The organism is Mesorhizobium sp. (assembly GCF_004962925.1).
In the GTDB taxonomy this organism is placed as follows: domain Bacteria; phylum Pseudomonadota; class Alphaproteobacteria; order Rhizobiales; family Rhizobiaceae; genus Mesorhizobium.
This window is the reverse complement of sequence record NZ_SUEO01000095.1, coordinates 539-22,218: the sequence shown is the minus strand read 5'-3', so window position 1 is coordinate 22,218 and position 21,680 is coordinate 539. Positions and strand designations below refer to the sequence as shown.

The window sequence follows — 21,680 nt, the reverse complement described above, 5'->3', positions numbered from 1 at the left end:
GCCGATGCTGGTGCGCTGGGGGCTGATCCCGGCCTGGGTGAAGGACACGCGTGAGTTTCCGCTGCTGTTCAACGCCCCCTCGGAGGGAGCAACGGAAAAGGCCTCATTCCGCACTGCAATGCGCCATCGCCGCGCTTTGGTGCCGGCTTCCGGCTTCTACGAATGGCGTCAATCAGGCGGCAAGAGGGGACAGCCCTATTGGGTGCGGCCGAAGCATGGCGGGCTTGTCGCTTTCGCCGGGCTGATCGAAACCTATGCCGAGCCGGGCGGTTCGGAAATGGACACCGGAGCTGTCCTGACCGTCAACGCCAATGCCGACATCGCCCATATACACGACCGGATGCCGGTGGTGATAAATCCGCAGGATTTCGCCCGCTGGCTGGATTGCCGCACGCTTGAGCCGCGCGACGTGGCTGACCTGCTCAGACCGGCACAACCCGATTTCTTCGAGGCTGTCCCGGTTTCCGACCTCGTCAACAAGGTCGCCAACACCGGACCGGAGATTCAGGAAAGGGGGGTCGTGGAGCCGGAGCCCGAGAACGCCAAGCGCCAGAAGCCCGGCGCGGACGACAGTCAGATGACCTTGTTTTAGCAGTAGCTGGGTTTTAGCAGTAGCTGCTATTTCCCCGGGGCGCTTCAGTGCCTTCATTGCCGGCGCCCCCTTTTACTGGCGACCGGCCGGCCGCACTTCACATCAGGCAGCGCGCGGTGATGTGATCTTCTGAGCCGGCTTTTTCTTCTTCGCGGTATGGAGAAGGGCGGCGACGATCGCGGCCGGGCCGATCGCCCGGTATTGGCTGGCGAGCGCCGGTTGCTTGGCGCTGCTGGAGTCCTGCTTGGTTCGGGGCATTTTTCTCTTCCCTGGTAACATCTTCGTGTCCGCGTTTGCTGGTCGAATCCGACCAAATCGTGACATCTGGTGATCTAGCCGGCGAATGTTTCATGACTGTGCCGACATGTTTAATAAAATGTTTCACCGCGTCATTACCTGTGATCCAGCGACTCTTTTGCCGAAAGTTGCGACTTGACGGCAACACTGGCTGAGGCGATAAAGCCGCTCATGAGAACGTCTTTCGCCATTTGTGGCATCTGCATTATTGGCTAGCTTCGCGCTGGTCCGGACGTTTTCGCCTATCTTCCTTCTAGAGTGGACAAACGCCCCGGCCAGCAGGCTGGAGCCTGATTTGCGCCTCGGCGCAAAATGGCCCCAGCCAAAACGTAACGCACCGGGAAGGCACGAATGTCTGACGCATCGAAGGGCCTGCGCCTCTACAACACGCTGACGCGGACCAAGGAGGATTTCTTCCCGATCGATCCGCGCAATGTGCGCATGTATGTCTGCGGCCCGACGGTCTATGACTTTGCCCATATCGGCAATGCGCGGCCGGTGATCGTCTTCGATGTGCTGTTCCGTCTGCTGCGCCATCTCTACGGGCAAGCGCACGTCACCTATGTGCGCAACATCACGGATGTCGACGACAAGATCAACGCCCGCGCCCTGCGTGACTTCGGCGGCGAGATTGCCTCGGGAGAACTGTCGCTGAACGAGGCGATTCGGCGGGTCACAGAAAAGACCGCCGACCAGTTCCACAAGGATGTGGCGACGCTCGGCTGCCTGGAGCCAACGGTCGAGCCGCGCGCCACCGAGTTCGTCGCGCCGCGCGCCGATGGCAAGGCCGACATGATCTCCTTGATTCAACGCCTGATCGAACGCGGCCATGCCTACGTTGCGGCAGGCGAAGTCCTGTTCGACACCGCCTCGATGCCGGACTATGGCCAATTGTCGAAGCGCAATCTCGACGAGCAGCAGGCCGGCGCCCGCGTCGCCGTCGATGAGCACAAGAAGAACCCTGGCGATTTCGTGCTGTGGAAGCTGTCCTCGCCGGAAGAGCCGGGCTGGGACAGCCCGTGGGGCAGGGGCCGGCCGGGCTGGCACATCGAGTGCTCGGCAATGTCGGCCGCCTATCTCGGCGAGGTCTTCGACATCCACGGCGGCGGGCTCGACCTGATCTTCCCGCACCACGAGAACGAAATCGCCCAGTCGCGCTGCGCCCACGGCACCGAAATGATGGCCAAGGTATGGATGCACAACGGCTTTCTGCAGGTCGAGGGGCAGAAGATGTCCAAGAGCCTGGGCAACTTCTACTCGATCAACGAGTTGCTGGAGACAGAGACCTTTGGTGGCCGTAAATGGCCGGGCGAGGTGCTCAGGCTGGCGATGCTGATGACGCATTATCGCGAGCCGATCGACTTTTCCGTGCGCAAGCTGGAAGAGGCGGAAAACACGCTGCGCAAATGGAAGCGGGCGGCGGATCTGGCGCCGGCGGCGGCAAAGCAATTGCCGGTGGACGTGGTGGAAGCCCTGTCGGACGATCTCGCAACCTACTCTGCGTTCCAGGTAATGACGCAGCTGGCCGGCGAGGCTGTGGATTCCAATGCTGCCGCTGGCGGCAACGCTGCCACCGCGGCCAACGATGCTGCCGCTTCGTTGAAGGTGGCACTGTCGTTCCTCGGCTTCGACGTTACACCGGCCAAGGTCGATGAAGACGCCATCGCCAACGCGATCACCAAACGCCTGGCACTGATCGCCGCCGGAAACTGGGCAGAGGCCGACCGCATCCGCGAAGAATTGCTGGCGCAAGGCATCCAGTTGAAAGACGGCAAGGACCCCGTCACGGGGGCCCGCATCACCACCTGGGAGGTAAAAAGATGATCGATCATCTTGGCATCACCGTTTCCGATTTCGACGTGTCGAAAGCCTTCTACGACAAGGCGATGGCGCCGCTCGGTGCCTCGCTGCTCTACATGGTGCCGCAGGAATATACCGGCGGCGCCAAGGTCGGGGGCTATGGCCGCGACCGGCCGGTGTTCTGGCTGCATTCCGGCAAGGACAAGCCGAAGGACCGCCAGCACGTCGCTTTCACCGCGCGCAGCCGCGCCGAGGTCGATGCCTTCCACACAGCCGCCATCGCCGCCGGCGGCAAGGACAATGGCGCGCCGGGCCTGCGTCCGCACTATCATGCGAACTACTATGGCGCCTTCGTCTTCGATCCCGACGGCAACAATGTCGAAGCCGTCTGCCATGCCCCGGAGTGATCGACGATGAGCCTCGACAACAGACCGGTCTATACAGGCGGCTGCCAGTGCGGCGCCGTGCGCTTCCGTATCGAAGGCGCGCCGGGTGACGCCTCCGTGTGCCATTGCCGCATGTGCCAGAAGGCAAGCGGCAATTTTTACCTGCCGCTGGTGTCCGTGCGTAGCGCAAAGCTCGACTGGACGCGCGGCGAGCCCAAACGCTTCCGCTCCTCCAACGCCGCATGGCGTGGTTTTTGCGCCGATTGCGGCACGCCGCTGACCTTCGAGGCGCCCGACGGCATCGCGCTCGCCATCGCCGCATTCGACGACCCGGAGGAGATCGCGCCGACCATCCAGTGGGGCACCGAAGCAAAACTCCCCTATGTGGATCACATTCACGAATTGCCCGGCGAGGAAACGATGGCCGACGTCTCGTCGGCCTCCTATCTTGCCGATCTCGTCTCTTACCAGCATCCCGACCACGACACCGAACAATGGCCGCCGGAGGAAAGATCATGACCGAAACCGTTCGAACCGGCGGCTGCCAGTGCGGCGCCGTGCGTTTCCGCATTCGTGGGGCGCTCGGGCGTGCTTCCATCTGCCATTGCCGCATGTGCCAGAAACAGTTCGGTTCCTTCTTCGGCGCGCTGGTAACGGTGCCGAAGGACGGCGTCGAATGGGTGCGCGAGGAGCCGAGCTATTTCCAGTCTTCGGTCAACATCGATCGTGGCTTTTGCGCCCGATGCGGCACGCCACTGACCTATCGGCAGCCCGGCGGGCTCGAGATCGCCATCGGCGCTTTTGACGACCGTTCCGACCTCGCGCCGCAGATCCAGGTCAACTACGCCGTCCGGCTGCCCTGGGTGGAGAAGATCTTCGACGCGCCGGTCCACGAGGATCCTGAGTATTATACCCGGCAAGAATCGATCATCTCCTTCCAGCATCCGGATCACGAAACGGCCAATTGGCCGCAGCAGGGCCTGAAATTATGAGCAGTGAACTCCGCAACCTCTATCCCGAGATCGAGGCCTTCGAGTCCGGCTTGCTAGATGTCGGCGACGGCCATCAGGTCTACTGGGAGCGTTCCGGCACCAGAGGCGCCAAGCCGGCTGTCTTCCTGCATGGCGGACCGGGCGGCACCATTTCGCCAAAAAACCGGCGGCTATTTGATCCTAAGCTTTACGACGTCATCCTTTTCGACCAGCGCGGCTGCGGAAAATCGACGCCCAACGCCTCGCTCGAGGCCAACACCACCTGGCATCTGGTCGCCGACATCGAGCGCCTGCGCGACATGTGCGGCTTCGACAAATGGCTGGTGTTCGGCGGCTCGTGGGGCTCGACGCTGGCGTTGGCCTATGCCGAGACGCACCCCGAGCGGGTCAGCGAATTGGTCGTGCGCGGGATCTACACGCTGACGCGTGCGGAACTCGAATGGTATTACCAGTTCGGCGTCTCGGAAATGTTCCCCGACAAATGGGAACGCTTCTTGGCGCCGATCCCCGAGGCCGAGCGCGGCGACATGATGGCCGCCTACCGCAAGCGGCTGGTCGGCAGCGACCGCAAGGCGCAGGTCGAGGCCGCCCGCGCCTGGAGCCTGTGGGAAGGCGAGACGATCACGCTATTGCCCGAGCCTGAAACCAGCGCCCCGTTTGGCGAAGACGACTACGCAGTCGCCTTTGCCCGTATCGAGAACCACTATTTCGTCCACGCCGGCTGGCTTGAGAAGGGGCAACTGCTGCGCGATGCCTTTAAGCTCAGGGACATTCCCGGCACCATCGTCCACGGCCGCTATGACATGCCGTGTCCGGCGCGCTATGCGTGGGCGCTGCACAAGGCCTGGCCTAAGGCGGATTTCCACCTGATCGAGGGCGCCGGCCATGCTTATTCGGAGCCGGGCATCCTCGATCGGCTGATCCGGACGACCGACCGGTTTGCGGGGAAATGATCATGGGCCGCGAGCGCCTCTATCTCTTCGACACCACGCTACGCGATGGCCAGCAGACGCCGGGCATCGACTTTTCCGTCGAGGACAAGATCGCCATCGCCAAGCTGCTTGATGAGTTCGGCATCGACTATATCGAGGGCGGCTATCCCGGCGCCAACCCGACCGACACCGCCTTCTTTGCCGAGCACCGCACGGCCAGCGCCAAATTCGTCGCCTTCGGCATGACCAAGCGGGCAGGGGTGTCGGCTTCGAACGATCCCGGGCTTGCCGCACTGGTTCAGTCGAAATCGGACGCCATCTGCTTTGTCGCCAAGAGCTGGGACTACCATGTCCGCGTCGCGCTGAACTGCACCAACGAGGAAAACCTCGAGGCGATCAAGGCCTCGGTCGAAGCGGCGGTTGCTGCCGGGAAGGAAGCGCTGGTCGACTGCGAGCATTTCTTCGACGGCTTCAAGGCCAATCCCGATTATGCGCTGGCCTGCGCCAGGACCGCCTATGACGCCGGCGCGCGCTGGGTGGTGCTGTGCGACACCAATGGCGGCACGCAGCCCTCGGAACTGCATGCCATCGTCGAGAAGGTCATCGCCTCAGGCATTCCCGGAGACCATCTCGGCATCCATGCCCATGACGACACTGGCCAGGCGGTGGCGAATTCGCTGGCCGCCGTCGAGGCTGGCGTGCGCCAGATCCAGGGCACGCTGAACGGCATCGGCGAGCGCTGCGGCAACGCCAATTTGATCTCGATCGTGCCGACCCTGGCGCTGAAGCCAGCCTTTTCCAGCCGATTCGAGACAGGCATTTCGGCCGACGCTCTGACCGGCATCTCGCGCCTTTCCCGCGCCTTCGACGAATTGCTGAACCGCGCGCCGGAAGCACAGGCGCCCTATGTCGGTGCTTCCGCCTTCGCCACCAAGGCCGGCATCCATGCCTCGGCGCTGGCCAAGGAGCCCGCGACCTACGAGCATGTTCCGCCGGAAGCGGTCGGCAACCGCCGCCGCGTCATGGTCTCGGACCAGGGCGGCAAGGCGAATTTCCTCGCCGAGTTGAAACGGCGCGGCATCGACATGCCGAAGGACGACCACCGGCTCGACGCGCTGATATCAGTGGTCAAGGAACGCGAGGCCGAGGGCTATGCCTATGAAGGCGCCGATGCCAGCTTCGAGCTTCTGGCGCGCAAGATGCTGCACGGGCTGCCGGAATTCTTCAGCGTCACGTCGTTCCGCTGCATGGTCGAGCGCCGCTTCGACGCCAACGGCCAGCTGAAGACGGTCTCCGAGGCGATCGTCAAGGTGCTGGTCGAGGGCGAGGAGAAGATGTCGGTGGCCGAAGGGCACGGTCCGGTCAACGCGCTCGACATCGCGCTGCGCAAGGATCTCGGAAAATTCCAGAACGAGATCGCCGACCTCGAGCTTGCCGATTTCAAGGTGCGTATCCTCAATGGCGGCACCGAGGCGATCACCCGTGTGCTGATCGAATCGCATGACGCAACCGGCGCGCGCTGGTGGACGGTCGGCGTCTCCGAAAACATCATCGACGCCTCGTTCCAGGCGCTGATGGATTCCATCGTCTACAAGCTGATGAAGAACCGAGAGATGGCCGGGCTGGTAGCGGCGGAGTAAGATTGAACCATCAGCGAAAGTCCATTGATCCATCAGAACTTTGCGATGGTCTTGGCACGGCGGCTGGCGCATAGCGTTGGGCCATGGCCACGCAAGCAATTCAGCTCGAAGCAGACTCAAAGGCCCCGCGTGGCTTCCTGCTGGCGCTGGGCGCCTATCTCCTGTGGGGGCTGCTGCCCTTCTACATGAAGGCGGTTGCGCATCTGCCGCTGGCGGAAGTCATTGCGCACCGCATCGTCTGGTCGGTGCCGATCGCCGCCGCCGTTTTGGTCTGGGCCGGCCGCACCGCTGACTTCAAGGCCGCAATCCGTTCGCCGCGCATCATTTCGATGGCGGCGCTGACGGCGGCGCTGATTTCGGTCAACTGGGGTATCTATGTCTGGGCGATCGCGGTCGACCGTACCATCGAGACCGCGCTTGGCTACTACATCAACCCGCTTGTCAGCGTCGTCGTCGGCGCGCTGCTGCTCGGCGAACGGCTCGACCGGCTGCAGATTGCGGCGGTGGTGCTGGCGGCCATCGCGGTCGCGGTGCTGACGATCGACGCCGGCAAGCTGCCCTGGGTGTCGCTGGTGCTGGCGTTTTCCTTTGCCGCCTATGCCTTCTTCCGCAAGACGCTGCCAATTGGTCCGAGCCAGGGCTTTCTGCTCGAAGTGCTGTTGCTGTCGGTGCCGGCGCTCAGCTACATCATCTTCCTGATCGTCACTGGGCAGGACCATTTCGTCTCCAGTTCCCTGAACGATACCGCGCTGCTGATCGGCTGCGGCCCGGTCACCGCCATACCGTTGCTGCTGTTTGCCTTCGGGGCCAAGCTGTTGCGTCTCTCCACCATCGGCATCATGCAGTATATCGCGCCGACCATTGTGTTCCTGATCGCCGTACTGATCTTCGGCGAACCCTTCGGCAGCACCCAGGCCATCGCCTTCGGCCTGATCTGGACCGCGCTGGCGATCTATTCCTGGTCGATGTTCCGCGGCCGCGAGACCCGGCCGGCAGTGCGTTAGGGCGAGGGATTTTCGATGTACGTGCTGCACATAGCAAACAAGAATTATTCCTCGTGGTCGCTGCGGCCTTGGGTGCTGATGCGGACATTGGACGTCTCCTTCGAGGAGCGGCTGACACCGTTTCCGACCGGATCGAGCTGGAGCCTCTACCGGCCGTTCTCGCCCAGCGGCCGCGTACCTTGCCTGATCGACGACGGCTGGGCGGTTTGGGATTCGCTCGCCATCGCCGAATATCTGGCCGAGCGCCACGCCGGCGTCTGGCCTGCCGACGCGAAGGCGCGAGCCTGGGCGCGGTCGGCTGCGGCCGAAATGCATTCGAGCTTCACCGCCTTGCGCGGCTCCTGTCCGATGAACTGCGGTGTCCGGATCGCGCTGGTGCCGATCTCCGATGAGCTGAAGCACGACCTCTTCCGTCTCGGCGATCTCTGGGACGATGGGCTGCGCCGCTTCGGCGGACCGTTCCTGGCTGGCGATCGCTTCACCGCCGTTGACGCCTTCTTTGCCCCGGTGGCGTTTAGGGTTCAGTCCTACGGACTGTCTTTCGAGGGCGCAGCTGCCGCCTATCCGGCGCGATTGCTTGCTCTGCCGGCGATGCGCGAATGGTACGCAGCAGCCCTTGCCGAGACGTGGCGCGAGCCGAACCACGAAGCGGAGGCGCGCGCCGCCGGCACTGTCATCGAGGACTTTCGCGAAACCTTGTAACGGTTGCCGCTACATCCCGCGCCCCAGCCGCCTGACGAACAGGTAGACGACCGCCGCGACTGCCAGCGATATCGCCGACGCCACCCAAAAACCCATCGGCGTGTCGACCAGTGGCAGGCCGCCGACATTCATGCCGAACAGGCTTGAAATGATCGTCATCGGCAACAGCACCGCCGTCATCACTGACAGCATGTAGAGCAACTGGTTCGACTGCGTCGTCAGCTTGGCCATCAGCTCGTCCTGCAAGAGCCGGGCACGTGCCTGCAATTGCTCGCCGTCATGATGCAATGTATGGGCGCGGTGCGAAAGCCGCGCCGCCATGTCGTTGATCGCGTCCGGCAAATCGTTGCGATGCGAATGGTCGAGATGGCGGAACAGGCTGGTCAGCGTCGCCATCTGTCGGTGGATCACCACCAGATGCCGGCGTGCATCGACCAGCGCCTGCCGCTCATTGTGCCATGCATCGCAGACGATGCGGTCCTCGATACCGTCGAGCGTGTCGCCAAGGTCACCGAGCTCCGTCGCCATACCGTCGAGCGACTGGCCCATAACAGCCTCGATCAGTTCGGCCGGAGAGCGGAACTTGCGCGAGCCGTTGTCAATCGCCTTGCGGACATTGTCGACCGACCGGAGCGGCTGCTTGCGGCCGCCGATCAGCATCGTGTCGTTGAAAGCGAAGCGGAAATGGCCGAGCCCGCGTGCCTCGGCCGAATAGTCGTGGCGCAGGTCCGGCAGATCGCCGTAGAGCCAGTCGCCCTCAAGGTCGATATGGCAGCCATGGCCGGCCGACAGGAAGGCATCGCGCACCGGCGGCGGCAAAGCCGGCTCGGCGGCGATCTCGTGGCGGGCCCGCATGTCGGAAAGCTGATAGCTGCGCCATGTCCAGTGTGCGGCGGCCGAATCTTTGGTTCGCGTGCCTTCGGCGGTGAAGTGATAGATGAAGAACAGCCCGTGCTCGTCGGGCAGGTACGGCGACAGGTCGGTGCCTTCCGGGTTGAGGGCGATGTTCATGGTCGCTTGGTCAGCTTTTTGAAAACAACGCCGCGCGGCAGCGGCTGGTGATTCTTAGCACGGGCGCTCCCGGTTTCGTGTGACGGTTTCTTGACACTTTGACCGTCATCCGAGGCGCGCATACGAATGCCGTCGTTTTGAGGCAATTGGAATAATACGCCGTTGACTGGCGTTTACACAAAGAGCACGACGCAAATCCATGCGGAGGACGTCCGATGCATGCCGGCTTCCCACGAAGCGTACTCATTGCGGTATTGGGAGCCGTCATGGCGAGTTGCGCAGGCTTTCCAGCGCAGAAAACAGGGGCAATAACCGGCTATGGCCCCAACCCCACCTTACCGAAACCAAGACCGACGCTGATCCCGACCGTCAACATCGCCGAGGCGAAAGGCTGGCAGAAAGGTGGTATGCCGACCCCGGCGAAGGGGCTGACGGTGAACGCCTTCGCCACCGGCCTTGACCACCCGCGTTGGCTGCATGTGCTTCCGAACGGCGACGTGCTGGTTGCCGAAACCAACGCCCCTGCCAAGCATGATGAAGGCTTCAGCCTTAGAAAGGTCTTCATGGACGTGGCTATGAAGCGGGCCGGCGCCGCGACCAAAAGCGCCAACCGCATCACCCTCCTGCGCGACACCAATGGCGACGGCGTTGCGGATGTGCGCAGGACGTTCGCGGAAGGCCTCAATTCACCCTTCGGTATGACGCTGTCCAAAGGCAAGCTCTACGTCGCGAATACCGACGCGCTCGTCGCTTTCCCCTACTCCACTGGCCAGACCCGAGTCACCACGCCGCCGGAAAAGATCATCGACTTGCCGGCCGGAGACCTCAACCATCATTGGACCAAGGACGTGATCGCAAGTCCGCATGGGCGCAAGCTCTATGCCACCGTCGGGTCCAACAGTAACGTCGGAGAAAACGGCATGGCCGCGGAGCAGAACCGCGCCGCCGTCCTTGAAGTGGATTTGTCCACCCGCCGCACCCGAGTCTTCGCGTCGGGGCTGCGCAACCCGAACGGGCTCTCCTGGAACCCTGAAACCGGCGAGCTTTGGGTCGCTGTGAACGAGCGTGACGAGATCGGCGACGATCTCGTGCCGGATTACATGACCTCGGTTCGTGACGGCGCGTTCTACGGCTGGCCCTACAGCTACTACGGACAGAACGTCGACGAACGCGTCAAGCCGCAGCGCCCCGATCTCGTGGCGAGGGCGGTCAAGCCCGACTATGCCCTGGGTTCCCATACCGCCTCGCTGGGACTGACCTTTTCCAAAGGCGCGTCGCTCGGTCCGGCCTACGGCAACGGCGCCTTCGTCGGCCAGCACGGCTCGTGGAACAGAAGCGTGCACAGCGGTTACAAGGTGATCTTCGTGCCGTTCCGCGGCGGTAAACCGAGCGGCCCCCCGAAAGATGTGCTCACTGGCTTCATCGGGCGTGATGGCAAGGCGATGGGCCGTCCGGTCGGCGTTGCTATCGATCAGACCGGCGCACTGCTCGTCGCCGACGATGTCGGCAATGTCATCTGGCGGGTAGGGCAGTAGGGCAGTAGGGCAGTAGGATAGCGCCTCATGAGCGCGGCATGCACCACATACTGCCCTACTCCCTTACTGCCTTACTCCCTTAAAGTTTGTCGATTACCGACTGCACACCCTCGGTCGGCGCATCGACCGACGATCCAGCGACCATGATGGCGGCGACGATCGCCTCTGGATCGTCGACCACCAACGGCTTGACCCGCTGCGCGGTGTGGATGAAGCCTTCGGCCATCATATGGTCGAGCAGCGCCAGCATCGGATCCCAGAATCCCCCAACGTTGCCGAAGACGATCGGCTTGCGATGATGGCCGAGCTGGCCCCAGGTCATGATCTCGATGATTTCCTCGACCGTGCCGATGCCGCCCGGCAGCGCCACAAAGGCGTCGGATTTCTCGAACATCGCGTGTTTGCGCTCGTGCATGTTGTCGGTGATGACGAGCTCATCGAGCCGGTCAAGCGCGGTTTCGGTGGCCTCCCTGTTGATCAGGAAACGCGGAATGATGCCCGTCACCTTGCCGCCGGCCCGCAACGCGCCGTCGGCAACGGCTCCCATGATGCCCCTGGTGCCGCCGCCATAGATCAGACGCAGGCCGGACTTGGCAATCGAGCGCCCAAGCAGGTGTCCGGCCTTGGCATAAGTCTCATCGCGGCCCGGCGATGAGCCGCAATAGACGCAGACGGATCGAATCGTGTTCATGAGATGATTGGTGATTGGGTCTTTATTCGTGGTCAAGCCCGGGTGGGCTTTTTCTTGTCGGCCCCGTTTTCGTGGCGGCCCGTTTTTCTTGTCGGTTTGGGCAAAACAGGCTAGACCGGCATTAGGTGGCTAAGGGCAGGGAAATATGGCAATTAATCCATTGAAGGCGTTTTTGTTCGCCGCCGGCGGCTCAGTCGCCGCGGCGGGAACCGCCTATGTGTCGGGCGCGCTCGATCCGTATCTCAATCGCACGCCACCGGCGGAAGTGGTATCGCTGACGCCACCGGTGCAGAAGCCGGCCGAACCAGGGACCGATGGACCGCTTCCGCCCGAGCCGGCCACAGACGCGATGGCACCGGCAGCGCCGGCCACGGCCGACGCGATCGCGCCGACCTTCGATATCGTTCGGGTCGAAATCAAGGGCTCCATCGTCGTCGCCGGCAATGCCGCACCCAACGCCAAGGTCGAGATCCTCAACGGTTCGACCGTTCTCGGGTCGACCGTCGCCGGTGCCGACGGCGCTTTTGCCATCGTTCTCGACGATCCGCTGAAACCCGGCGATTACACGATCGCGCTGCGTTCGATGACCGGCAATGTCGTGACCCCCTCTGTGCAGACAGCCGTCGTCTCCATTCCCCAGAATCCTGCTGGCCAAGTGCTGGCGATGATCGAAGAGCCCGGCAAGCCTTCCGAATTGCTCACCGTTCCTGCACCCGAGAAGAAGCCTGAAGCGCCGCCTGCCGGCGGCAAGGCGGCCGCTCCGGCTGCCGAGGACCCCGCTGCACCCACGGCACCGGCCACTGTCGAAGCCGCACCCGCGGCTCCGGAAGTGCCGGTCGCACCTGCAACACCAGCCGCAGGGCCAAAGATCGTCGTCGAAGCGATCGAGATCGACGGCAACAAGATCTTTGTCGCCGGGCTCGCCGATCCCGGCCGCAAGGTACGCGCCTATGCCAACGATATCTTGCTCGGCGACGCGAAGACATCGCCCAACGGCCATTTCCTGGTCGAAGCGACGCGCAACATTCCGGTCGGCACCTACACCATCCATGTCGACGCGCTCGATGCCGACGGGATCAAGGTGGTGGCCCGTGCCGCCGTGCCGTTCGAGCGCGAGCCGGGCGAGTCGGTCGCCGCCGTGGCGAAGCCGGCCGCGCCTGCAACCGACCCCGCCACGCCGCCTGCGGCTGCTGATGCGACGACGCCTGCGGCTCCTGCAGCCGAGGCTCCGGCCGGTGTGGCGGCTGCGACGCCCCCGGCTGTGCCCGAGACCGCGGCGCCGAAACTCGAACACGCCGACAGCGCCGTCATCATCCGCCGCCACGATACGCTGTGGCGGATTTCGCGGCGGGTCTACGGCCAAGGTGTTCGCTACTCGACCATCTACCTCGCCAATCAGGATCAGATCAGGAATCCCGACCGCATCTGGCCGGGGCAGGTCTTCAAGATCCCGGAAACGTCGAAGGAAGGCGAGGCCGCCGACTTCAAGGCGATGGGCGATCAGATGACGAAGGCCCCAAAAAAGGCCGATTAGAAATCCTTTTCTTCTTTCCGACCTCTTGCGGAAAGTTCGTTCATCGCCTATCGCCGATAGACGATGAGCGCTCCCCTGATTGAGAAGACCTGCGGCGTCGCCGATAGCCGCGCCGTGGCCGCGAAGCTCGCCGCGCTTTCGCACCCGGCGCGGATCGAGATCCTTAGGCATCTTTCGGCCAGCCGCTCCTGCTGCTGCCGGGAGGTCGTCGATCATCTCGACCTGGCACAATCCACCGTCTCCCAGCACTTGAAGATATTGGTCGACGCCGGGCTCGTCCGCTACGAACCTGATCGGCAACGCTCGCGCTATCAGGTCGACCGCGATGCGCTAGCCGATGTTTCCGCATCGCTGGCTGCGCTCGTCAACTCCTGCTGCTCCGGCCGCTAAGAAATACGAAAAGGCATAAAAATGGCCGAAAAAACCGTCTCTGCCGATTCCGGTTCGACCTTCAAGACATTGCGCAATCTGTGGCCCTACATGTGGCCGGCCGACCGTGCCGACCTTAGGGCGCGGGTGGTGTGGGCGACAGTGCTTCTGGTCGTCGCCAAGCTGACACTGGTTGCCGGTCCCTATTTCTTCAAATGGGCCACCGATGCGCTGGCCGGCGACGCCAAGTCGGTGCCGCCATTGCCGGCCTTCCTGCTGGCGCCGGTTATGCTGGTCGTCGCCTACAACGTCGTGCGGCTGGTGCAACTCGGTTTCAACCAATTGCGCGACGCGCTGTTTGCCCGAGTCGGACAGTATGCGGTGCGCCAGCTCGCCTTCCGCACCTTCATCCACATGCATCAGCTGTCGCTGCGCTTCCATCTCGAGCGCCGCACCGGCGGCCTGTCGCGCATCATCGAGCGCGGCACCAAGGGCATCGAGACGATCGTCCGCTTCACCGTGCTCAACACCTTACCGACCATCCTCGAATTCGCGCTGACAGCCGGCATCTTCGCCGTCACCTATGGTTGGAAATACGTGGCTGTGGTGGCGGTGACGGTCTGGCTCTACATCTGGTTCACCATCAGGGCGAGCGATTGGCGCATCGTCATTCGCCGCGACATGAACGACAGCGACACCGACGCGAGCACCAAGGCGATCGACTCGCTGCTCAATTTCGAGACGGTCAAATATTTCAACAACGAGAGCATGGAAGCCGAGCGTTTCGACCGGTCGATGGCGCGCTACGAGACCGCCGCCACCAGGATCTGGACCTCGCTCGGCTGGCTGAACTTCGGCCAGGGCGTCATCTTCGGTCTCGGTACGGTTGTCGTCATGTGCCTTTCGGCGCTAGAGGTGCAGGCCGGTACGCAGACAGTTGGCGACTTCGTCTTCATCAACGCCATGCTGGTGCAGCTTTCGGTGCCGCTCAACTTCATCGGCTTCATCTATCGCGAAATCCGCCAGGGCCTGACCGACATCGAGCAGATGTTCGACCTGCTCGATGTGCCGCAGGAGATCGTCGACAGACCGGGCGCCAAGCCGCTGGTCGTCGGCGCCGGCAAGGTCGAGTTCCACGACGTGTCCTTTTCCTACGATCCCAACCGCAAAATCCTGAAAGGCATCAGCTTCGAGGTGCCCGCCGGCAAGACGGTTGCCATTGTTGGGCCGTCGGGCGCCGGCAAATCGACCATTTCCCGGCTTCTGTTTCGCTTCTACGACATCCAGGGCGGCAAGATACTGATCGACGGCCAGGACATTCGCGACGTGACGCAGGAGAGCCTGCGCGCGGCGATCGGCATGGTGCCGCAGGACACAGTGCTGTTCAACGACACCATCGCCTATAACATCCGCTACGGCCGCGTCGATGCCAGCGAGGAGGATGTGCGAAAGGCGGCCGAACTCGCCCAGATCGGACCGTTCATCGAACGTCTGCCCGATGGCTACCGTTCGATGGTCGGCGAGCGCGGGCTGAAACTGTCCGGTGGCGAGAAGCAGCGCGTGGCGATCGCCCGCACCATTTTGAAGGCGCCGCCGATCCTGATGCTCGACGAGGCGACCTCGGCGCTCGACAGCCATACCGAACAGGAGATCCAGGCAGCGCTCGATCTGGTCAGCCAGGGCCGCACCACAATCGTCATAGCCCATCGGCTGTCGACGGTGATTTCGGCCGACGAGATCATCGTGCTGCAGGACGGCCAGATCGCCGAGCGCGGCACGCATGCGGCCTTGATGCGCAAGGCCGGTCTGTACGCCTCGATGTGGGACCGCCAGCGCGAGGCAACCGAGGCCGAGGAGCGGCTGCGCATTGCGCATGAGAGCGACGAGTTCGGCGTTGTCGTCCGTCGCCGCCCCTCGGAGGTGTCGTAGCCCTTACGGCCAGCCGGCGCCCGGTGCGGAAGTTTCGATGCTGAGCACCTGGCCGGTGCGGGCATCGCTGATCATGTGTTCGAAGCCGCGCCATTCGGCAGCGACGATGAACAGCGTCTTGCCGTCGGTGCCGCCGAGCATGCAGGCAAAGCAGCCGCGATCGGCGTCGACGCTCGCGAGCATTGCGCCGCCTTCGCGCACGCGCACGCAGTGCCGGTTGGGGACGTCGGCATACCAGATGGCGCCCTCGGCATCGAGGCAGATGCCGTCGGGAAAGCCGTTGCCGAGGTTGGCCCATCGCCGACGGTTGGCAAGGCTGCCATCGGCGGCGATGTCGAAGGCGGTCAGCCTGTTGGCGTGGGATTCGGCGACGATCAATGTCTTGTTGTCAGGCGTCACCGCCATCCCATTGGCGAAGGCAATCTTGTCCGCCACCTGCCGCACGGACCCGTCCGGCGCAATCAGCACGATGGTGCCGGGGCCGAAATGCTGGCCGGGAGCCGGCGCCGGCCCACCGCCATTGACGTAGATGTTGCCGCGCCCATCGACGACGATCTCGTTCCAGGGGTTCTCTGAGAGGTGTCGCAGATCGGCGTGGGTGACCAGCGTCCCGTCTGCTTCCTGCCGCAGCACCAGCCCTTCACGCCCGCAGACGACGAGCAGGCGCCCGTCCGGCAGCCAGTCGATCGAATAAGGCAGGGTGGCAGGCACGGTGAGCATGATCTCGCTGCTGCCGTCGGCATCGACGGCGACGATCTGGCCGGTTCCCCAGTTGCAGAACCAAAGCCTGCCGTCATGCCAGCGCGGCGACTCGCCGAACGCCAGGCCGTTCATCACTGCTCGCGCTTCCTTGGCTGCTGATTTCTGTGAGGGCATTTGTTGGCTCCAGTTTTTGTCCGCGGGCGCTTCAATAAAAGCACCGTATCTCCAAGGACGAGCGAGGCCGGGTCGCCCCGACAACAGTCACGTTTTTTTCGGACAGGCTCGTTGGGTCCCTCCAACGCCCGCGATCGACTAATGCTGACGAGAACCGTTCGCCGCCGGCCTTTCCCCATTGTTGCGTTGCGGCCACAGGGTGTTTCCGCTATTGAGGCCGAACCTGAAACAAGGGCTGCCCCCGTCCCATGGACCTCGTCGACACGATCAAGAAAACGTTGGTTCCAATCCATCGCGAAGGTTATCCGTTTATCGCCGCCTTCGCAGCGGTGACGCTTTTCCTCGGTTATTTCTCTTCGATCCTGTTCTGGATCTGCCTCATCCTGACAGCCTGGTGCGTCTATTTCTTCCGCGATCCCGAGCGCGTCACGCCTGTCGACGACCGGCTGGTGGTGAGCCCGGCCGACGGCATTATCACGGCGGTCGGCCCGGCCGTGCCGCCGCGCGAACTTGGTCTTGGCGGCGGTGAGATGACCCGCATCTCGGTGTTCATGGACGTCTTCTCCTGCCATGTGAACCGGGCCCCGGTGCGCGGCCGTATCACAAGGATCGAGCATCGGCCGGGCCAATTCCTCAACGCCGCACTCGACAAGGCGAGTGCCGACAACGAGCGCAACGGCCTGGTTATCGACAGCCCCAACGGCACGGTGGCTGCGGTGCAGATCGCCGGCCTGGTAGCGCGGCGCATCGTCTGCTGGGCCGAGACCGGCGGCACGATCGGCATCGGCGAGCGCTTTGGGCTGATCCGCTTCGGCTCGCGCGTCGATGTGTTCCTGCCCTCTGCCGCGACGCCGCGTGTCGCTGTCGGCCAGACGGCGGTTGGCGGTGAAACCATACTGGCCGAATTCGGCGGCATTGCCGCAACGCCGCTCGTGCGGGTGTCCTGAGCCGTGGGCGCGCCGTTCAAGAAATTCGAGGCGCATGGCAGCGGCGGTCCGCGCATCCATGAAATCCCGATGCGCATGGTGCTGCCCAACCTCGTCACCGTGCTCGCCATCTGCGCCGGCCTATCCGGCATCCGCTTCGGCTTCGAAGGCCGCTTCGAGCCGGCCGTGGTGATGGTGCTGCTCGCCGCCTTCCTTGACGGCATTGATGGCCGCCTGGCGCGGATGCTGAAGGCGACGTCCAAATTCGGCGCGCAGATGGATTCGCTGGCCGATATCGTCAATTTCGGCGTAGCGCCCGCGCTGGTGCTCTATGCCTTCCTGCTCGACCAAGCCGGCTCGCCGGGCTGGATCGCCGCGCTCTTGTTTGCCATCGCCTGCGGGCTCAGGCTTGCCCGCTTCAATGTGCTCGACGAGGACACGGACCGCCCGGTCTGGCAGACCGAATATTTCGTCGGCGTGCCGGCGCCGGCGGGCGCCGTGCTGGTGATGCTGCCGCTTTATCTGTACTTTCTGCGGCTTGGCGTGGAGCCATCCCGCCCTGCCGCCTTCGTTGCCACCGGATTCACCGTTCTGGTTGCCTTCCTGCTGGTCAGCCGGCTGCCGGTCTACTCCGGCAAAAGCCTGAAAGTCCCGGGCGACAGGGTGCTGCCGATCATCCTCGGCGTCGTCCTCTACATCCTGCTGTTGATGACCTACCCCTGGTACACGCTGACGGCGTCGGTCGCCGGCTATCTGATCTTCCTGCCGTTCAGCATCCGCGCCTATTCGAGGCGCGCCAAGCGCGAAGGCGAGAAGGTGCCGCCTTCAGACATCGGTTGACACACCTGTCGCCAATTCGCTCCGAAGGTCACCTGGCGCATTTTGCAGCCAAGTGGAATCACTTGGCGTCGCAGAAATGCGGCTAAAACAAATAGATAGAGCGGGATGCCCAGTTCAATTTGAACGCATCCCGTTCTAGCGGGAACCTGCCGGGCATCTTGACCGTTCTGTCTCAGCGGGCGAGGTGCGCGGCCTCGCGAAACGCCTTGCCACCGATCTCTCAAGCTGCTGTGCCAGGCGCGGCACCTGAAGAAGAGCGAGGAGGAGAAATTGGCTGTCGTCCTCACCGGTGCGTTGCTCATTGTCGCTGGCGTTGTGTACATGGCTGGCGCAGCCCTAAGGCGCGGGCGGCTGAGCGATCCGGCGCCTATTCGCACGGCGCCGGATCGCCCGACACCAAAGCTTGCAACGCCAGGTCCGACACTTGAGCCGCGGCAACGTGGCCTCGGCTTCCTTGGCCTGTCGCAGAACTGGCCGGGCCTGCTGATGATGGCGGTCGGCGTCATCCTGCTGTTGTCGGTGGTGGCCCTCTAGCCCTTAAGCTGCCGCGCTGAGCCCCAACCGGTCGATTGCCAGTTTGCGGGTCGAGACATAGTCGGTCTTGCCGGAACCCAGCACCGGGATCTCCTCCACCTTGACGATGTCGTTCGGCACCATCAGATCGGCGGCACCTGCTTGTTTACCGAATTTGCGCAATTCGTCGGGATCGGCGTCAGTGGCGGTGGTGACCAGCACGATGCGTTCGCCGCGGCGCCTGTCCGGCACCGCCACCACGGCGTGATGCTCTTCCGGCCATAGCGACTGCACCAGCATCTCGACGGCGCCCAGCGACACCATCTCGCCGGCGATCTTGGCAAAACGCTTGGCCCGCCCGCGAATGGTGAGGAAGCCTTCGCGGTCGACCGAAACGATGTCGCCGGTATCGTGCCAGCTGTCGAGCGGCTGCAATTCGCCGGGCCGATCTGACGTCATGTAGCCCATCATCAGGTTTGGCCCATCGAGCCACAACCGTCCGGCGCCGCTAATGCCCTCGATCGGTTCAAGTTTCATGCGCATGGCAGGCAACAGCCGCCCGACGGTGCCGTCGCGACCGTGGATGGCTGTATTGACGGCAACGACGGGCGCTGCCTCGGTCAGCCCGAAACCCTCGATGATCTCGGCCTGGAAGCGCTCACGGTAAACGCGGCGTGTCTCCGGTTTCACCGCCTCGGCGCCGGCGACGATGAAGCGCAGGCTGGAGAAATCGCCGTCCTTGGCGGTGCGCGCGTAATTGGCGAGGAACGTGTCGGTGCCGAACATGACGGTCGGCCTTGCCTTGCGGGCGACCTCGGGGATCAGCTTGTAGTGGAGCGGCGAGGGATAAAGGAACAGTTTTACCCCGGTGACCAGCGGCAGGATGGTGCCGCCCGTCAACCCGAACGAATGGAACACCGGCAGCACGTTGAGCAGGATATCGGCCGGCGAGATGGTGATCCGGGCCTCGGCCTGCATGGCGTTGGCGAGAAGGTTCCTATGCGACAGCACTACTGACTTGGGCGTGCCTTCCGAGCCTGAGGTGAACAGGATCACCGCCGGCTTGGCGGCATTCTGCGGCTGCAGCGGCCAGCGCCATAGCAAGGCGGCGGCAAGCTTGTCCAGCACGGTCGCGCTGGTCCGAACATCCTCCAGCCACAGCAGCTTCGCGCCGCCTTCTTCCACCGCTGCGACGATGTCTGCGAGGCTGGCCTTGTCGACAAAGGCGCGTGACGATACGACGGTGCGGATCTCCGCCGTGCGCACAGCGGCGGTGACGCTGGCCGGGCCCGCGGTGTAGTTGATCATCGCCGCCACCCGGCTCGCCGACAGCAGGCCAATCAGCGACAGCACAACGCCATTGGCGTTGGGCAGCAGCAATCCAACCGCTTCGCCCGGCGCCGTCACAGCCTCGAACCGGCGGCCCAGCACCCGCGCGCCGATGAACAGCTTTCTATAGCTCAGTGCGCCGCTGATCACGTCTTCGACGATAGGATGCGAGGCGCCGACACGGTCGGCGGCGTCGCGCATGGCGAGGAACAGGCTGCGATTAAGATCGCTGCCGAAAAGCCGGGCTTCAGCGAAACGGTCAAACATCGCATTGGTATTCGAGGACTGATCCGGATTTCGCGCCACCAACTCGGCGATGGTCATCGGCTCCAGCACGCTGATCGACAGGCGGGGAAACCAGCGCCGGGGCGCCTTGTCCGCAGGCGTCAGCGATACCGGCAGAGTTCGCGCGCCGGCGACGAAGATCGGCACGATGCGGGCGTCGGCCTGCATGGCGATGCGGGTGACGGCGCGAAACAGGCGAAATGTCTTGATATCAGGCTCGACCGCATCCGGCAGATAGACGGCAAGGCGGCCCTTGCCCTTCAGCACTCGCACCAGCCGACGGCTGACGAAGACATGCTCGGCATTGAAGGCGATGGTGCGGCCAAGCTCGCGCCATGGTTCCAGCCAGGGCGACCTGGCAGAGGCCTGGTCGAGGATATGCAGCGTGTCTTCCGGCAGCAGCGACAGCATCAGCGCCGGTTCGAAGCGCGACTGGTGCGAGATGACGTAGATGACCGGGACGGCTGCTTTGCGGGCGATCCTGATGCGATCATCGGCGACTCGGTAGGCGAGCTTGAAAGGCACGTAGAGCAACGCCTGGGTGAAGCGCAGGCCGAGGCGGAATTTTTCCACCACACCGATCAGCAGCCAGGCCACGACGAGGCCCGCAAGCAGCGCCAGTGTCAGGGTCATGCCGCGTCTCTCCCAACAGATTCTCACGTCGCGGTTCTTTCCTGACCGCTTCAATGAGAACCTAGACGAAGTGGGCTCAACGTCAATGCGGCTTCATTCTGCCTTCTCCATCGGGAGAAGCGAAGGCAGCGGCTCACGCCGCCTTCAATCTCCCGCTGATGAAACGGAATTCCTGGGTCTTGCCGCCATAGCCATAGGCGGCGGCCGGCACTTCATGCACGAAGGCGTAGCTTTCTTCGTGCACCTTGCCTAGCAGGCTGCCAAAGCCAGCGAAGATCGCCTTTAGATAGGCCTCCAGCTCAAGCTTGGTGTTGGTGCCGTCGACCACCTTGATGTCGAGCCAGAAACTGTTGGTGCCATGCTCGGCCAGCGACTTGCCGCCGGCGAACCAGTGCTCGGGGTCATGATAGGAAATGGCTACCGCTGTGATCGTCGCATCCTTGCGCAGATGCGTAGCGGTCAGTTCTGTCACCTGCTTGGCGATAGCGGCGGACAAAGCGGCATCGGGCTTGCCGGTGACGCTGACATTGATGATCGGCATAATTTCTCTCCTCGGGTTACGCGGCATCTCTCCGCCGTCGGAAATCTTTGCATCGCTCTCCCATTATGAAAATCGAATTGTTTTGAAATACACTTTGATATTATCGAATTATGCAAATGCTCGACCCGGACCTCCTCAAAACCTTTCTCGCCTTCGTCGATGGCGGCTCGTTGGCGCAGGCGGCGTCAATTGTCGGCCGCTCGGCGTCGGCGGTGACCACGCAGATGCAGCGGCTCGAGGATATTGTCGGCGAACCGCTTCTGGTGCCGCAGGGAAGAGGGCGCGGCCTGACGGCGGCGGGCGAAGATCTGGTCGGCCATGCG

General features: G+C 63.3%; 23 protein-coding genes. 17 read left to right on the top strand and 6 right to left on the bottom strand.

Annotation, left to right across the window (positions count from 1 at the left end):
* The coding region (locus tag E5W87_RS19125) for an SOS response-associated peptidase (RefSeq protein WP_292400753.1) at positions 1 to 592 on the top strand (592 nt) is incomplete at its 5' end.
* A 102-nt stretch (positions 593 to 694) separates the two neighbouring features.
* Here E5W87_RS19125 and E5W87_RS19120 read toward each other — a convergent pair.
* A complete protein-coding gene (locus E5W87_RS19120) occupies positions 695 to 850 on the bottom strand; it encodes a hypothetical protein (protein WP_082982528.1) in 156 nt (51 codons plus the stop codon).
* A gap of 390 nt (positions 851 to 1,240) precedes the next feature.
* Between E5W87_RS19120 and cysS the strand changes: the two genes are divergently transcribed.
* The 8 genes from cysS to E5W87_RS19080 all read left to right on the top strand — a co-directional run bounded on the left by cysS (position 1,241) and on the right by E5W87_RS19080 (position 8,345).
* Positions 1,241 to 2,713: a cysteine--tRNA ligase gene (cysS, locus tag E5W87_RS19115; RefSeq protein WP_292400750.1), complete on the top strand. Its 1,473-nt coding sequence runs from the start codon at positions 1,241 to 1,243 to the stop codon at positions 2,711 to 2,713.
* A complete protein-coding gene (locus E5W87_RS19110; RefSeq protein ID WP_292400747.1) occupies positions 2,710 to 3,096 on the top strand; it encodes a VOC family protein in 387 nt (128 codons plus the stop codon). The genes cysS and E5W87_RS19110 overlap by 4 nt, the downstream gene beginning before the upstream one ends.
* A 6-nt stretch (positions 3,097 to 3,102) precedes the next feature.
* On the top strand, positions 3,103 to 3,594 hold the full coding sequence (locus tag E5W87_RS19105) for a GFA family protein (protein ID WP_292400744.1): 492 nt from the start codon (positions 3,103 to 3,105) through the stop codon (positions 3,592 to 3,594).
* Positions 3,591 to 4,067, top strand: coding sequence for a GFA family protein (locus tag E5W87_RS19100; RefSeq protein ID WP_292400741.1), 477 nt, complete (start codon positions 3,591 to 3,593; stop codon positions 4,065 to 4,067). The genes E5W87_RS19105 and E5W87_RS19100 overlap by 4 nt, the downstream gene beginning before the upstream one ends.
* Positions 4,064 to 5,020, top strand: coding sequence for a prolyl aminopeptidase (gene pip, locus E5W87_RS19095; RefSeq protein WP_292400739.1), 957 nt, complete (start codon positions 4,064 to 4,066; stop codon positions 5,018 to 5,020). Before E5W87_RS19100 ends, pip begins: the two co-directional genes overlap by 4 nt.
* A 2-nt stretch (positions 5,021 to 5,022) precedes the next feature.
* Positions 5,023 to 6,639: a citramalate synthase gene (gene cimA / locus E5W87_RS19090; RefSeq protein WP_292400737.1), complete on the top strand. Its 1,617-nt coding sequence runs from the start codon at positions 5,023 to 5,025 to the stop codon at positions 6,637 to 6,639.
* A gap of 83 nt (positions 6,640 to 6,722) precedes the next feature.
* Positions 6,723 to 7,643 (top strand): EamA family transporter RarD, encoded by a 921-nt coding sequence (gene rarD, locus E5W87_RS19085; RefSeq protein WP_292400734.1) that lies wholly within the window; start codon positions 6,723 to 6,725, stop codon positions 7,641 to 7,643.
* A 15-nt stretch (positions 7,644 to 7,658) separates the two neighbouring features.
* Complete coding sequence (locus tag E5W87_RS19080; RefSeq protein WP_292400731.1) at positions 7,659 to 8,345, top strand: glutathione S-transferase family protein; 687 nt, start codon at positions 7,659 to 7,661, stop codon at positions 8,343 to 8,345.
* Positions 8,346 to 8,354: 9 nt separating this feature from the next.
* Here the strand turns inward: E5W87_RS19080 and E5W87_RS19075 are convergent, their stop codons facing one another.
* Positions 8,355 to 9,356 carry a transporter gene (locus E5W87_RS19075; protein ID WP_292400728.1) on the bottom strand — a complete coding sequence of 334 codons (1,002 nt, stop codon included), beginning with the start codon at positions 9,354 to 9,356 and terminating at the stop codon, positions 8,355 to 8,357.
* A 215-nt stretch (positions 9,357 to 9,571) separates the two neighbouring features.
* Between E5W87_RS19075 and E5W87_RS19070 the strand changes: the two genes are divergently transcribed.
* Positions 9,572 to 10,891 carry a sorbosone dehydrogenase family protein gene (locus tag E5W87_RS19070; RefSeq protein ID WP_292400725.1) on the top strand — a complete coding sequence of 440 codons (1,320 nt, stop codon included), beginning with the start codon at positions 9,572 to 9,574 and terminating at the stop codon, positions 10,889 to 10,891.
* Between the two features lie 79 nt (positions 10,892 to 10,970).
* On the opposite strand, the gene E5W87_RS19065 is transcribed toward E5W87_RS19070, so the two are convergent.
* On the bottom strand, positions 10,971 to 11,582 hold the full coding sequence (locus tag E5W87_RS19065) for a TIGR00730 family Rossman fold protein (protein WP_292400723.1): 612 nt from the start codon (positions 11,580 to 11,582) through the stop codon (positions 10,971 to 10,973).
* A 145-nt stretch (positions 11,583 to 11,727) separates the two neighbouring features.
* On the opposite strand from E5W87_RS19065, the gene E5W87_RS19060 reads away from it, so the two are divergent.
* From E5W87_RS19060 to E5W87_RS19050, 3 genes are all read left to right on the top strand, one after another.
* Positions 11,728 to 13,116 (top strand): LysM peptidoglycan-binding domain-containing protein, encoded by a 1,389-nt coding sequence (locus tag E5W87_RS19060; protein WP_292400721.1) that lies wholly within the window; start codon positions 11,728 to 11,730, stop codon positions 13,114 to 13,116.
* Between the two features lie 63 nt (positions 13,117 to 13,179).
* Positions 13,180 to 13,506, top strand: a complete 327-nt coding sequence (locus E5W87_RS19055) for a helix-turn-helix transcriptional regulator (protein WP_292400716.1) — start codon at positions 13,180 to 13,182, stop codon at positions 13,504 to 13,506.
* 21 nt (positions 13,507 to 13,527) lie between these two features.
* Positions 13,528 to 15,414 carry an ABC transporter ATP-binding protein/permease gene (locus E5W87_RS19050; protein WP_292400714.1) on the top strand — a complete coding sequence of 629 codons (1,887 nt, stop codon included), beginning with the start codon at positions 13,528 to 13,530 and terminating at the stop codon, positions 15,412 to 15,414.
* A gap of 3 nt (positions 15,415 to 15,417) precedes the next feature.
* Here E5W87_RS19050 and E5W87_RS19045 read toward each other — a convergent pair whose 3' ends face one another.
* Positions 15,418 to 16,290 carry an SMP-30/gluconolactonase/LRE family protein gene (locus E5W87_RS19045; protein ID WP_292400711.1) on the bottom strand — a complete coding sequence of 291 codons (873 nt, stop codon included), beginning with the start codon at positions 16,288 to 16,290 and terminating at the stop codon, positions 15,418 to 15,420.
* 248 nt (positions 16,291 to 16,538) lie between these two features.
* On the opposite strand from E5W87_RS19045, the gene E5W87_RS19040 reads away from it, so the two are divergent.
* The 3 genes from E5W87_RS19040 (at position 16,539) to E5W87_RS19030 (ending at position 18,590) form a co-directional block, all read left to right on the top strand.
* Positions 16,539 to 17,237, top strand: coding sequence for a phosphatidylserine decarboxylase (locus E5W87_RS19040; RefSeq protein WP_292400707.1), 699 nt, complete (start codon positions 16,539 to 16,541; stop codon positions 17,235 to 17,237).
* Between the two features lie 3 nt (positions 17,238 to 17,240).
* Positions 17,241 to 18,056, top strand: a complete 816-nt coding sequence (locus E5W87_RS19035; RefSeq protein WP_292400705.1) for a phosphatidylcholine/phosphatidylserine synthase — start codon at positions 17,241 to 17,243, stop codon at positions 18,054 to 18,056.
* A gap of 270 nt (positions 18,057 to 18,326) precedes the next feature.
* Positions 18,327 to 18,590, top strand: coding sequence for a hypothetical protein (locus E5W87_RS19030; RefSeq protein ID WP_292400703.1), 264 nt, complete (start codon positions 18,327 to 18,329; stop codon positions 18,588 to 18,590).
* A 3-nt stretch (positions 18,591 to 18,593) separates the two neighbouring features.
* Here the strand turns inward: E5W87_RS19030 and E5W87_RS19025 are convergent, their stop codons facing one another.
* Positions 18,594 to 20,816: an AMP-binding protein gene (locus E5W87_RS19025; protein ID WP_292400700.1), complete on the bottom strand. Its 2,223-nt coding sequence runs from the start codon at positions 20,814 to 20,816 to the stop codon at positions 18,594 to 18,596.
* A 133-nt stretch (positions 20,817 to 20,949) separates the two neighbouring features.
* Positions 20,950 to 21,357 carry a 4-oxalocrotonate tautomerase family protein gene (locus E5W87_RS19020; protein ID WP_292400697.1) on the bottom strand — a complete coding sequence of 136 codons (408 nt, stop codon included), beginning with the start codon at positions 21,355 to 21,357 and terminating at the stop codon, positions 20,950 to 20,952.
* Positions 21,358 to 21,467: 110 nt separating this feature from the next.
* Between E5W87_RS19020 and E5W87_RS19015 the strand changes: the two genes are divergently transcribed.
* A partial coding sequence (locus E5W87_RS19015; protein ID WP_292400694.1) for a LysR family transcriptional regulator occupies positions 21,468 to 21,680 on the top strand: 213 nt, incomplete at its 3' end.

Excerpts from the sequence above, each read along its gene's own strand:
- E5W87_RS19120 (WP_082982528.1), bottom strand. The coding sequence starts at position 850 with ATGCCCCGAACCAAGCAGGACTCCAGCAGCGCCAAGCAACCGGCGCTC.
- cysS (WP_292400750.1), top strand. The coding sequence starts at position 1,241 with ATGTCTGACGCATCGAAGGGCCTGCGCCTCTACAACACGCTGACGCGG.
- E5W87_RS19110 (WP_292400747.1), top strand. The coding sequence starts at position 2,710 with ATGATCGATCATCTTGGCATCACCGTTTCCGATTTCGACGTGTCGAAA.
- E5W87_RS19105 (WP_292400744.1), top strand. The coding sequence starts at position 3,103 with ATGAGCCTCGACAACAGACCGGTCTATACAGGCGGCTGCCAGTGCGGC.
- E5W87_RS19100 (WP_292400741.1), top strand. The coding sequence starts at position 3,591 with ATGACCGAAACCGTTCGAACCGGCGGCTGCCAGTGCGGCGCCGTGCGT.
- pip (WP_292400739.1), top strand. The coding sequence starts at position 4,064 with ATGAGCAGTGAACTCCGCAACCTCTATCCCGAGATCGAGGCCTTCGAG.
- cimA (WP_292400737.1), top strand. The coding sequence starts at position 5,023 with ATGGGCCGCGAGCGCCTCTATCTCTTCGACACCACGCTACGCGATGGC.
- rarD (WP_292400734.1), top strand. The coding sequence starts at position 6,723 with ATGGCCACGCAAGCAATTCAGCTCGAAGCAGACTCAAAGGCCCCGCGT.
- E5W87_RS19080 (WP_292400731.1), top strand. The coding sequence starts at position 7,659 with ATGTACGTGCTGCACATAGCAAACAAGAATTATTCCTCGTGGTCGCTG.
- E5W87_RS19075 (WP_292400728.1), bottom strand. The coding sequence starts at position 9,356 with ATGAACATCGCCCTCAACCCGGAAGGCACCGACCTGTCGCCGTACCTG.
- E5W87_RS19070 (WP_292400725.1), top strand. The coding sequence starts at position 9,572 with ATGCATGCCGGCTTCCCACGAAGCGTACTCATTGCGGTATTGGGAGCC.
- E5W87_RS19065 (WP_292400723.1), bottom strand. The coding sequence starts at position 11,582 with ATGAACACGATTCGATCCGTCTGCGTCTATTGCGGCTCATCGCCGGGC.
- E5W87_RS19060 (WP_292400721.1), top strand. The coding sequence starts at position 11,728 with ATGGCAATTAATCCATTGAAGGCGTTTTTGTTCGCCGCCGGCGGCTCA.
- E5W87_RS19055 (WP_292400716.1), top strand. The coding sequence starts at position 13,180 with ATGAGCGCTCCCCTGATTGAGAAGACCTGCGGCGTCGCCGATAGCCGC.
- E5W87_RS19050 (WP_292400714.1), top strand. The coding sequence starts at position 13,528 with ATGGCCGAAAAAACCGTCTCTGCCGATTCCGGTTCGACCTTCAAGACA.
- E5W87_RS19045 (WP_292400711.1), bottom strand. The coding sequence starts at position 16,290 with ATGCCCTCACAGAAATCAGCAGCCAAGGAAGCGCGAGCAGTGATGAAC.
- E5W87_RS19040 (WP_292400707.1), top strand. The coding sequence starts at position 16,539 with ATGGACCTCGTCGACACGATCAAGAAAACGTTGGTTCCAATCCATCGC.
- E5W87_RS19025 (WP_292400700.1), bottom strand. The coding sequence starts at position 20,816 with ATGACCCTGACACTGGCGCTGCTTGCGGGCCTCGTCGTGGCCTGGCTG.
- E5W87_RS19020 (WP_292400697.1), bottom strand. The coding sequence starts at position 21,357 with ATGCCGATCATCAATGTCAGCGTCACCGGCAAGCCCGATGCCGCTTTG.